Below are 1,512 nucleotides of genomic sequence, written 5' to 3' on the forward strand. Positions count from 1 at the left end.
ATGGCGCAGCTTCGTGTCCTCATAGTATTTGATCCTCTTGGCGCGCGCCGGGTGCTGACCGTCGATCACGAGGATGATGTCATCAAGATCGAGCCGCGCGGCCTCATCCTCGGTCAGCAGCGGGCGTTCCTCGGTCCGCTCGCTGACATTGGTGTCGAACATGCCCCGCCCCATGGAGCGGGACTTCGACACCACACGCTTGGTGGTCATGCCCGCGGATTCACTGACCTCGGTGACCGTGCGCTTCTCGGATGGGGTCATGTAAAGCTTGACCCCGGCACCTCCTTGAAGAGAGAGGCGGGTGTTCTCTCCATAGATTTCGTCGAGGGCTGGGATGGTCTGAGTGATGATCGCCAGATGGCCCCCATAGGAACGCAGGGTCTTGATGCTCTCGGCGACGATCGGCATTTTGCCAAGGCGATCAAATTCATCGAGCAGGATCATCACGGGCCAGGGTTCTTCCTCACCCGGCTCATGGTCCTGCAGACAAGCGATCATATCCGAAAAGAAGAGCCTGATCAGCGGGGCCAGCGGTTTGATATTGTCCGGTGAAACGACCAGATAAACTGTCTGCGGATTGCGCCGGAAGCTTGCGAAGTCGAAATCCGACACAGATGTCGCGCGGTCGATGGTCGGGTTGTCCCAAGCGCTGAGCCCCGACGTCATCAGAAGCGAGAGATAGGAAGTCAGTGTGCGGTCATTGGTCGAGGCCAGCCGCTCGAAGATCAGCTTTGCAGGTGCGCTGCGCACTTCCTCTGCATAGCCCGCATATTGCTTGGACTTGTCACCGCCTGAGGAGGCGAGGCGGTAGATTTCGCCAATGGTGGGCTCACCACGTTCCATGGCGAGGATCCCGCAGGCCACGAACAGATCGATGCCGCCCTCTAGGAGGCCCTTGGCATTCTCGCCATCGGCCTGCAAAAACAAATTGGCGGTCTTGCGCAGCTCCATCTGACGCTGATCGGGATTGGAGAGGGCAGCGATCCGCTGCAGCGGGTTGTAGCGATGCGTGGGGCGCTCCCAATCGACCGGGGCAAAGCGCCAGACCTTGTCGCCACGCGCGCGGCGCTTGCGCGCGGTCTTGTCGAAATTCTCTCCCTTAACATCCAGCACCACGGCAGATCCGATGAAGCACAGAAGGTTCGGGATCACGAAGCCCGTGCCTTTGCCGCGCCCGGTCGGGGCCACGACCAGACAATGCGGGAAACTGGTCGAGCAGAGGAATTTCGCTTTTGACTTAGGCTTGCCCATCTTGCCCAGCAGAAACCCGCGCCCAGGCTTTTCAAAGAAGCGATTGCGCTTCAGTTCGGCTTTGGACTGCCAGTGGGTCTCGCCAAAGCGGGTCAGCCCCTCATGGACGACGAAGGATCCGAGCAGCAAACTGCCCAGGGTGGCAAATAGGAAGATAAGCCCGATCACCTGCCAGAGATCGGGATGGTGGAGCCGGATTGCCTGCCAGTTATGGAGGAGCAGGCCCCAATCGAGCGTGGCAGCACTGCCGGTGAGTTTGAG

At 59.9% G+C, this 1,512-nt stretch carries 1 protein-coding gene; it reads right to left on the reverse strand.

Features of this window, described 5'->3' with window-relative positions:
• The coding region (locus PUT78_RS23505) for a type IV secretory system conjugative DNA transfer family protein (RefSeq protein WP_274354635.1) at positions 1–1,512 on the reverse strand (1,512 nt) is incomplete at both ends.

The sequence above is a fragment of the Roseinatronobacter alkalisoli genome, assembly GCF_028745735.1.
GTDB classification, from domain to species: domain Bacteria; phylum Pseudomonadota; class Alphaproteobacteria; order Rhodobacterales; family Rhodobacteraceae; genus Roseinatronobacter; species Roseinatronobacter alkalisoli.